Origin of the sequence: Paenibacillus germinis, from assembly GCF_013141785.1 — a bacterium.
Classification (GTDB): Bacteria; Bacillota; Bacilli; order Paenibacillales; family NBRC-103111; genus Paenibacillus_E; species Paenibacillus_E phytorum.
This window is the reverse complement of record NZ_WHOC01000017.1, coordinates 1-11,219: the sequence shown is the minus strand read 5'-3', so window position 1 is coordinate 11,219 and position 11,219 is coordinate 1. Positions and strand designations below refer to the sequence as shown.

At 41.6% G+C, this 11,219-nt stretch carries 12 protein-coding genes and 2 pseudogenes; 12 read left to right on the top strand and 2 right to left on the bottom strand.

Translation table 11 applies throughout. The annotated features are described in order from the left end of the window. The 12 genes and pseudogenes from GC102_RS02205 to GC102_RS02150 all read left to right on the top strand — a co-directional run. A partial coding sequence (locus GC102_RS02205; protein ID WP_171688043.1) for a redoxin domain-containing protein occupies nt 1-340 on the top strand: 340 nt, incomplete at its 5' end. Nucleotides 341-380: 40 nt separating this feature from the next. Further along, nucleotides 381-521: a hypothetical protein gene (locus GC102_RS02200; protein WP_171688042.1), complete on the top strand. Its 141-nt coding sequence runs from the start codon at nt 381-383 to the stop codon at nt 519-521. Between the two features lie 15 nt (nt 522-536). Next, complete coding sequence (locus GC102_RS02195; RefSeq protein WP_171688041.1) at nt 537-1,199, top strand: NAD(P)H-dependent oxidoreductase; 663 nt, start codon at nt 537-539, stop codon at nt 1,197-1,199. 321 nt (nt 1,200-1,520) lie between these two features. Continuing rightward, nucleotides 1,521-2,159, top strand: coding sequence for an FMN-dependent NADH-azoreductase (locus GC102_RS02190; protein ID WP_171688040.1), 639 nt, complete (start codon nt 1,521-1,523; stop codon nt 2,157-2,159). Between the two features lie 489 nt (nt 2,160-2,648). After that, a complete protein-coding gene (locus GC102_RS40495; RefSeq protein ID WP_171688039.1) occupies nt 2,649-2,858 on the top strand; it encodes an Ada metal-binding domain-containing protein in 210 nt (69 codons plus the stop codon). Nucleotides 2,859-2,957: 99 nt separating this feature from the next. Further along, nucleotides 2,958-3,620, top strand: coding sequence for an NAD(P)H-dependent oxidoreductase (locus GC102_RS02180; protein WP_171688038.1), 663 nt, complete (start codon nt 2,958-2,960; stop codon nt 3,618-3,620). Between the two features lie 75 nt (nt 3,621-3,695). Further along, nucleotides 3,696-3,913, top strand: a pseudogene (locus GC102_RS02175) (IS66 family transposase); the annotation flags it as partial. Nucleotides 3,914-4,338: 425 nt separating this feature from the next. Continuing rightward, nucleotides 4,339-4,581, top strand: a pseudogene (locus GC102_RS02170) (thioredoxin domain-containing protein); the annotation flags it as partial. 760 nt (nt 4,582-5,341) lie between these two features. After that, nucleotides 5,342-6,823, top strand: coding sequence for a spore germination protein (locus tag GC102_RS02165; protein ID WP_171688036.1), 1,482 nt, complete (start codon nt 5,342-5,344; stop codon nt 6,821-6,823). 20 nt (nt 6,824-6,843) lie between these two features. After that, nucleotides 6,844-7,935 (top strand): Ger(x)C family spore germination protein, encoded by a 1,092-nt coding sequence (locus GC102_RS02160; protein WP_171688035.1) that lies wholly within the window; start codon nt 6,844-6,846, stop codon nt 7,933-7,935. Between the two features lie 39 nt (nt 7,936-7,974). Next, a complete protein-coding gene (locus GC102_RS02155) occupies nt 7,975-9,072 on the top strand; it encodes a GerAB/ArcD/ProY family transporter (protein ID WP_171688034.1) in 1,098 nt (365 codons plus the stop codon). A 199-nt stretch (nt 9,073-9,271) separates the two neighbouring features. Next, nucleotides 9,272-9,511 (top strand): hypothetical protein, encoded by a 240-nt coding sequence (locus GC102_RS02150; protein WP_171688033.1) that lies wholly within the window; start codon nt 9,272-9,274, stop codon nt 9,509-9,511. A gap of 318 nt (nt 9,512-9,829) precedes the next feature. Here GC102_RS02150 and GC102_RS02145 read toward each other — a convergent pair whose 3' ends face one another. Next, nucleotides 9,830-10,438 carry a thioredoxin family protein gene (locus tag GC102_RS02145; RefSeq protein WP_171688032.1) on the bottom strand — a complete coding sequence of 203 codons (609 nt, stop codon included), beginning with the start codon at nt 10,436-10,438 and terminating at the stop codon, nt 9,830-9,832. A 277-nt stretch (nt 10,439-10,715) separates the two neighbouring features. Then, nucleotides 10,716-11,219 (bottom strand): peroxiredoxin-like family protein (locus GC102_RS02140; protein ID WP_171688031.1); only part of this gene is annotated, 504 nt, incomplete at its 5' end.

Sequence of the window (11,219 nt, the reverse complement as noted above, 5' to 3'; positions counted from 1 at the left end):
GATAGGAGCGCAGCTTATAACGATTAGCCCGCAAAAGCCGGATCATTCGTTATCCCTTCAGGAAAAGGAAGGATTGGAATTTCAAGTCCTTAGCGATCCGAACGGCTTGGTAACGGCCAAGTACAATCTGCTCTTCGATGTTCCGCAGGGAGTAAGGGAACTCATGGAAGGTATCGGAGTCGATCTTGCGGAGTACAACAATACCTCGAAATGGGTTTTGCCGGTTCCGGCTACTTTCATGATTGATGAGAGCGCCATTATTCGCTCCGCTTATGTCAATCCGAATTTCATGCAGCGTCAAAGCCCGGAGGAAATTTTGCGAGAGCTAAAAAAACTGTAACGATTTTTGCATCATACATTTGTGAGCAGAATAATCGATTATGGTAAAAACAAGTCTGAAGAAGCGATGCTTAGTATTGGATATCCGTGGGCGGAGCGAGCGGCTGAAGCGGATTAATGAGGCAGACGCAGGCGGCTGTTGTACATGGGGCAGCTATGCATCTATATTAAATGTTAGTTAAGAAGGAGAATATATCATGACAATGACCAAGGAAGAAATTTTGGAAGCTTATCGTTTTCGGCATGCTTGCAAGGCATTTGATACCGACAAAAAGATTTCGGATGAAGATTTTCACTTTATTTTGGAGACAGGAAGATTGTCTCCAAGTTCATTTGGCTTCGAGCCGTGGAAGTTTGTCGTGATCCAGAATGCAGCTCTTCGCGAAAAATTAATACCTGTATCTGGCGGTGCCCAGGGACAACTGCCCACTGCCAGCCATTTTGTAGTTATATTGGCCAGAAGAGAAGAAGGCTTACGGCCTGACTCGGTTCACGTGAACAAAATGTGGAAAGACATTCATCATATGCCTGAAGAAGTTGTGCAAGATTGGTACGATTTCTACAAATCCTTCGTCGAAACAGAACTCGAAGATAATGACCGTCTCATTTTTGAATGGTCAATCAGACAAACCTATATAACATTGGGAAACATGATGACATCCGCGGCTCAAATCGGTATTGATTCCTGTCCGATCGAAGGTTTTGATAAAAAGCAGGTGACCGCTATTTTACAAAATGAGGGTATCATTAACGGCGACGATTTCGGTGTAGCCTGTATGGTCGCTTTCGGATATCGTCAAAAGGATCCCAAACGTCCACAAACAAGACAACATCTCGATGAGATTGTTGAGTGGCGATAAACTTAAGATGATATTTCTCAGCATCAGGGGACATGTTTCGCTAACAGGTGCTCAAGTTTAAGAATGGGGTTGCTGCGGGTGCGGCAACTCCTTTTTTATGGTGCTAACGGGTAGGATTCTTTGGGGGACAGTGAAAAAAACATTTTAGTACAAGAATGTAACGGAGGCGGAAATGTGGAACTTCTTAGGGTTTCATTTGAACAGAAAATAATAATGCGTAACCTCTTAAGATTGGCTGCAAAATATAACAACGCTAAAAGAAAGAAAATGTCATTTATTTGGGATTTCATCAATTTAAGAAAAGGGAGCGTTTGATTTAACATGGCACAAGTTCTATACATTACTGCTAATCCAAAATCAATTGAAAGCTCAGTTGGTCATCGAGTAGGACAAGCTTTTCTTAAAGCTTACCGCGAAACTCATGCAAATGATGAGATTCAGGAAATAAATTTATATGAAGAGGAATTTCCAATCGTGGATCGCGATATCCTTAACGGCTGGGAGAAAATGCGTCGAGGGGGAATGCCATTTTCAGAGTTGAGTCAAGTCGAACAGCAAAAAATCAATGCTTTAAATCAATTTATAGATCGAGTAGCGAGCGCTGATAAATACGTATTTGTATCTCCTATGTGGAACTGGAGTATTCCACCACGATTAAAAGAATTTATCGATTCCATTGTGGTGGCCGGAAAAACATTTCATTACACCGAAAATGGTCCTGTCGGACATTTAATAGGTAAAAAAGCCATTCATATTCAAGTTAGCGGCGGTATTTACTCGCAAGGACCTTTAACGAAAATGGATCATAGTCACCCGTATTTAAAACAAGTGCTTAACATCATAGGTATTCACAATGTAGAAGTATTATATGTGGAAGGACATGATTTTGACCGAGAGCGAGCAGATGAAATTATTCGCAAGGGTATTTCGGATGCAGAAAAGCATGCGATGACTTTTTAATCACGATGTCGATTTCGCCCCCCCCGCTCGTGGCGCTGTTTCCGAGTGCGGAGCACTGCTCGTCGTCGTCGGCCAGAAGGGATTTTTCGAACGGGAAATGGTAAATGCCCCTGCTTTGCACGACGGAGCCGGTCTCGCTGCCATTAGATGATCCAGTCCGGATGCTCCTCATGGTGCTTGGCTTGTTCATGGATAATTGACGACAACCATGGGCAGCCTGTTGTACTCTAACGGAGAACATTTGGGTAACCTTTAATGGAAAGCACATACGAAGTTCGTTGAACTATCGAAGAACGTTAACTGACTAAACACCAAAGGAGGGCTGCCGGCATAATTGGCAAACTTTAGCTCACCTAACTGACAGAAGTGTTCAATGTACCACCTTCAATACCGGGACAGATGTGAAGGATCGGGTTCAGCTATGGGGAGACTTCTCCGAGTATAACGAGAAATATTTGAAGACCAAAATCGAGCGATCCGGGCACTTGAATGAAGTTGAGGATTGCTGTAATAATTTATAGTTTGGAGGAAGCAGAAGATCATGGGTATCGTGCTTGCAAACGTTGCAGACCAGAGTGTGTGTCCGCAGCTGAATCCGTTCCTACCCGCACCTACGCTTCGCTTGTCATTCATGTTGGGTACGCCCGAATCACGCTACAGGAGGACTTTGATCCGCAGTTGCTCTGTGAAGCCGTCTAGGCGTTAAGTGAAAGATGGCGACGCTTTTGGGTTCTCAACGTGTCTACCTGGCAACGGAGGTTCTAAATTAAATGTAATTTTAGAAGGAGAGAATATATCATGACAATGACAAAGGAAGAAATTTTGGAAGCTTATCGTTTTCGGCATGCAACTAAAGAATTCGATCCTAGCAAAACCATTTCCGACGACGACTTTGAATTTATTTTGGAAACGGGCCGGCTCTCGCCCAGCTCGTTTAGCACTGAGCCGTGGAGATTTGTTGTTGTTCAAAACGAACAGCTTCGGAACAAAATAAAAAACTCTTCGTATGGAGCGGCAAGCAAACTGCCGGAGGCCAGTCATTTTGTCATTATTCTGGCCCGGACCCCGCTGGATATAAGATATGACTCCGCCTACCTGAAGGAGCAGCAGGTCAGAGACGTTCCGACGGAATACTTGACAAGGCGGCTTGAAATACTTGAAGAGTTCCAGAGACATGATTTCAAGCTCCTGGATCATGAACGCTTTCTTACCGATTGGGCCATCAAGCAGACGTATATACCGCTTGCGAACATGATGACGGCTGCGGCTCAAATCGGCATTGACTCATGTCCGATCGAAGGCTTTGACATTGAGAAAATGAATCAGCTGTTGGACGAGGAAGGGCTGCTGGAGGACGGACACTTTACCATCTCGGTCATGATTGCCTTCGGTTATCGCAAAAAAGAGCCGGGTCCGAAAACACGCAGACCGTTTGATGATGTTGTGAAGTGGGTCAAATAAATATAATATGGTGGCATGTGTAGCGGCGTAGGGGAGATGAATCCTTGCTCCGCTTTTTTTCATGAACAACGTTAGAATAATCGAAGCGAACGCTTGATTAAGTCGACTGTGATTGGAAGAAAAAACTTCTTGTTTAGCAACACGCCGCGCGGAGCCAAGGCAAGTGCAGTTATTTACAGCATCGTTTGGCAAATGGTCTGAAACCGCAGGCTTACCTACAGCATCTGTTTGAACAGTTGCCACAGCTTGCAGATCCGACAGATCCCGAAGCCTTGAGCAAACTTGCTTCCTGATCAGCATCTTTGCCACTCATCTGCCGTTTATTCTCGAAATAACTTGAGCTAGCTGCCCTCCCTTACATACGGAGGGCTCTTTGGTATACCTAGCTTCTTTATCCGTATCTATTCCTCGCGCGAACGCTATATTCATATTCTCATGAAACTGGTCTTACTTCCATGTATAGGGGATTTGACGCTTACATAGGTAGTCAGGATAAAGGGAAAATTGCTTTCTATGTTGAGAGCAAAGAAAGTGAAATATTACCTACTATGCTGCCTGTTCAATTAAAAAATGGCACAAAGGCGTATTTTAGAGAACATCGAGATGATGGCTGAGATGATGAATGTGCTATGAATATGACTACATTGCATTTTAATAAAAATCAGTCAAAGTACGTGATTATGCTTATCACTAAAGAGATTTATACTCAAAAGCCCAATATCGGGACGAGCTTCAAATGGAGACGTTATCGACACCGGAAAAAGTGCGGCAGCGTGAGCAACAATTGAGTGAAACGCACCGAGAGAATCATGAGAATGAGGTAAAGGAAGATATGGCGATCACGGGGTCAAAGAGCGTCTCTAGCGTTCCGACTTTTATTGTCGACGGTAAGCAATATATAAATCCAGATCCTCATGATTTCTACAATATCATCGACGCAACTTTATCCAAATCCCAATAGGGTGAGTGACCTTAGGACTTCTTAATAGGAAGTCGAGCGTGATGGACGCATAGAAGCGGCCTCTCTCCAGCGATTTTGGATGTACCTTCCAGACGACAATCTTGCCGCCGTTGATGCCAATCCGACCCGAGACAACCTCACGTCAGGCATAAGCCTGATGTGATAAGGGGCTGTCCCATAAGTAGTTTATTCTACGTAGGAAGAGCTTAAATGAGCAATCCATGATCATAGTCATGAAAAAAAGCGTAAGTTCGAAAGGGGAATTCGCCTCAGAACTTACGCTTTTTGGTTCATTGATGCCCACTTGAGGAAATTGTGGGTAAGCGAAGGCCATCCGACCTGCAGGCTTACTTTCTGTAAGCCGCGAAGCAGAAAAAATCTTGAATTCTTTGTTATTCTTGAATTGCGTTTCAAGTAGTGGGCCCGCCAACATAACTCGAAAACGTACGCTAAGCTCCGATTTCCCCAAAAATCCGGATTTCCCGTGCGCTAAAGGAATCCGTTTTTTTCAATGAGTTTGCAGTAACAGTCAGCAGCGACTTGATCCAGCTACTGGATACCACAACGCTTTTTCCCATAGCCGTCGCCAGTACCCATCCAACGGCCTGACTGAACGACGTACAGATCAATGCTCGCCGACCTTGATCAGTCGAAATTTTTTGTGATTCCAATCCTTGTATAAAAAAAGAGTTTTTTCCACAAAATAGCATGGCCCTATAAAGAATATTTGGATACTTTATCTAGAAAGGATTTATTCGCAATGAAAACAGAATTTAAAAACCTCGATCAATTATTAAAATTATCCGGACAATCGAGTGACTTTAAGAAAACAGTGATTTTACTTGGTAAACAAGAAGTGAGTATTTTCTATTATAGTACCTTAATCGATGCGAAGTGGATGCAGCAACATTTGATTCTTGTGTTGCAAAATCGCTCATTGGATTCCGAAATCAAGGAAATTGAGGATATTAAGGACTGGATTCCCATTAATGATACAGAGATTACCGACGATTTAACAAATATTCAATTCAAACTGCTGAAAGGTTATGCGATCGTTCAACTTCATGAAAACGATCAAAAGTGTGCATTGGTTAATTTAGCCGACAATCATGGATTGCGAGAAAACAATGATACAGAAAACGAGTTTAGCGTCGTCGGCCCTAAAGTTGGTTTCGTAGAGGACCTGGATACAAACATCGGTTTGCTAAGAAAACAAATCAATCTCCAAAACTTGATTATAAAAGAAATCATCGTTGGTACAACTTCAAAAACAAAAGTCGCAATAATTTATATCGATGGGGTGACAAATGAACAGTATATTCAAACTGTTGAGCAAAGGCTTACTGATATTGATTACGATTTCGTGTTTGATTCGTCCTTACTGGACCAAATGATGTCAGACAATTCTTTGACGCCATTTCCATTGTTTGTATCCACGGAACGCAGGGACCGAGTGGTGTATTCACTTATTAGCGGGCAAGTCGCGGTCATTAGCGACGGATCACCTTATATTATTACGGGACCCTCTACATTGTTTGATTTTTTTATTTCTGCGGAAGATTATTATTTGCCATGGATATTAGGTTCTTTTTTTCGATTGATTCGAATCTTTGGTGTCATTTTTTCGCTGTTTACCACGTCAATGTATGTTGCGATAACCACATATCATTATGAAGTCATTCCAAAAGATTTGCTTAGTCCCCTTATTTTTTCAAGACAAAACGTTCCATTTCCTCCCTTCTTTGAAGTGCTTTTTTTAGAAATAACCATTGAATTTCTTCGGGAAGCAGGGGCCAGATTACCAACAAAAATTGGACAAACCTTAGGTATTGTCGGAGGAATTGTTATCGGTCAAGCTGCGGTCGCAGCAGCTTTAACAAGTAATATTTTACTAATTCTTGTCGCGCTATCGGCTTTAGCCTCATTTACGACACCGATATATAAGATGTCAAATACGATACGATTTTTACGCTTTCCTTTCATCATTCTGTCAGCGATATGGGGGGGAATTGGCATATTTATCGGGGTGGGTTTTCTGTTCATCCATATTATTCGTATAAAATCATTAGGCTCTCCTTACGCTGTTCCGATTTTTCCTTTTAGGATTATGTCTTTTAAAGACAGTTTTATACGTTCATCTTTTCAAATTCTGAATAAAAGACCTCAACATTTAAGACCAAAATCTTCAGTTAAGTATTCCCCTAAACCAGTTAAACAGAAAAATGACTTAGATGAAGAATAAATTATGGAAAGAGGGCCATTATGTATAGGAGGAAAATTTTTCTGGTTATCATTTTGTGTGCAGTTTTATCGGCTTGTGTCGATCAAAAAATTGTGAATCAGATTTGTCTTCTCCATGTAATTAGCTTTGATACCGTTGCGAATGGCATAAAAAGCGCTATTCTAATTTCTCACTTTAAAGAAAAGGGAAAAACAGAACTAGAATTTTTACATACGGAATCCAACTCTAATATTGGCGCTCTGCCACTACTAAATACGCGGACAAATGATCCCCTTGAAAGGGGACAGCTAAGGATGGTGTTATTCGGAAAAACGCGTGCAGAAAAAGGGACTGGGACTATAATCCATCATTTTCTCCGCGATCCTAAAATTTCTTCACGGCTTCAGCTTGGAGTCGTGGATCGGGACGCTTCGGAACTGTTGGAAATCATCAAAAAAAACAATGAACCGTTTTTTTTATCGGATATGATTGAGCAAAACATGAGAAACGGAAATTTACCGTTGATGAACCTTCATGTATCCTTGTTTAATTATTATGGTGAAGGACGAGACATGTTTTTACCGTATTTTAAAATAGATAACGGAGAAGTAAAAATCGATGGTCTGGCTTTATTTAGAAGTGATAAAAAGATAACCGAAATTAGCATGAAGGACGCTTTCTTATTAAAAATGCTTATTCAGAATTCGAAGAATGGAATCTACAAGGTTCCAGTTGCAGGAAAGGCATCAAACAAACAGGGTGATGAAGATTTTATTTTATTGAGAAGCATGCATTCAAAGGCAAACTATATTGTGAACAATGTTAATCCAATCCCTTCTATTTCAATTCGGTTGGAATTGGTGACGGAACTTCAGAATGTCCCGGATTGGGTGGATTTGAGATCAGAAGAGCAGCTTACACAGCTTGAAAAAACGATGGGTTCTTATTTTAAAAAAGAAATTGAAAAATTTCTTTCACTATTGAAAGAAAATAAGGTTGATCCAGTCGGCTTGGGCGCCTTAGTAAGAAGTCGGTCTAAGAATTGGAGTGCCCAAGATTTTGAAAAAATTTATCAAGTAATAAAAACAACAGTAAGTGTTCAGGTTAAAATTGCTAATACTGGTAATGCTTGAACGATATCTGGAAGTACAGTTTAGGGAGTTGATTCGTAAATGAAAAATGCTGTTGACGAAAAATACTTAATATCTCCCTTCTTAATTGTTCCTCTAATGTATGTCAGTATGGTCGGGGTCGGAGTTCTGAATTTTCAACGTGAAGTGGCTGAACATGCCGGATATAATGCTTATATTTCTGTTGTTTTAGTGGGGATTAGCATTCATTTAATCTTATGGATGATTTATAGAATTTTCAGTTCTAATCAAGAAGGTCTAGATGTAACTGCAATCAACAATACATGTTTCGGGAAAATTGCAGGGAACATAATCAATTTCGCAATCGTTCTTTATTTTTTTTTCGGAGCTTATATTGAATTCAAAACCAATATTGAAGTTATTCAAGTCTGGGTGTTTCCATCAATGAAAATTTTACCCATAAGCATCCTTTTGGTGTCGTTTATATACTATACCGTATCGGGCGGGTTTCGGTCCGTTACCGGACTAAGTTTTTTGGGATTCCTAATGGCACTTATTTTTATTATTCCAGAGAATATGTTCGTTTTTCCGTATACACATCCGGAAAACTTGATGCCTCTTTTTAACCATTCAATAACCGACATATTGCTCTCTTCTAAAAGCATGCTATATCAATTCCTGGGATTTGAAGCACTTCTACTCTTTTACCCATTCATTAAATCACCGGCAAAATCTCAAAAATGGGCACATTTGATGGTATTTTTTGTTACATTATTGTATTTGATGATAATAATCATAACGTTTATGTATTTCAGTGAAGGGCAGCTGCGCGAAATCTCTTGGCCAACGCTTAATATGCTCAAGATTATTGAGGGACCTGTGTTCCAGAGAGTAGAATATCTAGCGATTTCATTGTGGTTGCTAAAAAATTTATCAGGCATATCTTTAAGCTTATGGGCGGCATGCCGTGGAATGAAAAACGTTTTTCAGATCAAACCGCGTGCGAGCTTGCTTACTTTTCTGGTCGGATTTCTGATATTAGAGTGTTTTCTGAAGGACCGTAGCATATTTCGATGGATGGCCGAGTTTTATTCAGACGTCGGACTTTATTTTATTTATGGATATATCCCGATTTTGTTCGTAGTCACGCAGGTAAGGAAAAATTGGAATAAAGGGTAGTAGTAGCACAGCTGATACCACCTGCAAACGAATGGATTATAATGCAGCCAGGTTGTTTAGTAAATAGTTACAAACGGGGCAAGGCTGCTGATCATCCTTTGAACTGTGATCCGTAAGATGGACACTTTGAAAAAAGTGCCCCTCTTGCGGGTCATTTGTGTTTTAATCGAACTAGAGGAATTGAGCGAGGTATTGAATCATGGATAAAACGAGAGGCGTTTCAAAAATATTCAGTGCGCAAGGGATTAATCAACTTGAGCGCAATCCTAATGTGCTACGTGTGTCGGAGACTACAATCACATATTCTCCGGCTTTTAAAGTCGCTGCAGTAAAGGCGAATCTCACTAGTCAACCGCCGATGGAGATGAGGAAGGGCAGCTTGAAGAAATGCGAGGTAAACAAGCAACTGGCAGGAGGAATACTTGTGAACGATCGGTAGAAGATAAGTTGCGTCGAGCTGAGGCTCGAATCAAGCTCCTTGAGGTGGACAACGATCGCGCGAATGGAATCCTTAACATCGGTGAACCGCGCGACTCAGCTCATCTTCCACGATTCCAAGTTTGATCGCAACCGGAGCAAACTTACGGTGCTATGACGGCTCTTCCCATCCGGCATTTAATCTCATCAAATCGGGCCCCCGAAACATCAATTGTATGGTGCTATGCCGATGATGCTCTTCAGGTTTGATACGGACAACAATCAATAATTGTGAAATGACTGCTATCCGGTCATCCCTGCTTCCAGATAGATTGAAAATTCACGAAGGAAAGGTAGTAAACAAATCTCTTAATTCATGAAGCATAACTTCCTGATATTCGTTGCTAGCATGATAGAGCTCGCCGATCTCCCGATATGTTTGGTTCAATTTCTCCTTATAACCGGCTTCCTGTTTATCTGGATTGTTCTTTTTAAACCGATCCATTACGGCCTGAATATAGGCTGGACGCGCTCCCCATCTGCCTAGAACATCTCCGGACCCATTCAAGAAAACCGCGATCGGCTGCGCTCGCCCGCCATCCGTGAGAAAGAGATCCATGGTTTCCATATGCTCTTCCATGAGCAACACTTCAGTCGAAATGCGGCTCTGCTCCATTACTCGAAACAGTATGGGGACGTTCCAGATGACGTCCGGGCACCAATCCGTGCATAGAATCAAACAGTGCAGGTCGGAGCGATTGTTTAAAGCGGTAAAGAATGCTTTCTGGTCTTCTTGCGTCCATGTGAAATTCTCGTAAACGGAGATAAACTGCTCTTTGGTATTCGGGATATTACTGTTTTCTATCGCCCGAATCTGCATGTCATCCATGAACTGTTGAGGAGAAATCCCTTGACCGATTTTGTGTGTTAAGTTCAATCGTGCTTCCATTTCTTCACGCACCTTCTTCATTATTTTTGGGATTCTGCGGACTGCGGATCTCATAAAACTTAGTACTTCGAAGAATCATTTTCAAACAAGTGAAGGTATTCCCCGTATTTTAATTTACCACCCAATTCTTTTATTATCTGTAAGCCAGATTACAATTGGTGTCTTATCGTACGGCAAGATAATTATACATGTGATATCCAATTTAAAGCCTCGCTTCTTCAGACTTGTTCTTACCATAATCGATTATTCTGCTCACAAATGAATGATGCAAAAATCGTTACAGCTTTTTTAGCTCTCGCAAAATTTCCTCCGGGCTTTGACGCTGCATGAAATTCGGATTTACATAGGAGGAGCGGATAATGGCGCTCTCATCAATCATGAATGTAGCCGGAACCGGTAAAACCCATTTCGAGGTATTGTTGTACTCCGCAAGATCGAGTCCGATACCTTCCATGACTTCCCTTACTCCCTGCGGAACATCGAAGAGCAGATTGTACTTGGCCGTTACCAAGCCGTTCGGATCGCTAAGGACTTGAAATTCCAATTCTTCCTTTTCCTGAAGGGATAACGAATGATCCGGCTTTTGCGGGCTAATCGCTATAAGCTGCGCTCCTATCGCCTGGATTTCCGGCAATATCTGCTGGTAAGCCTTTAATTGCATATTGCAAAAAGGACACCATCCGCCGCGATAGAAGACCAGTATAACCGGCCCTTTCGCGAGCTCTTCAAATAAAATTACATCCCGGCCTAGTGCGTTTGTTAATTTAAAGTCCACCACCTT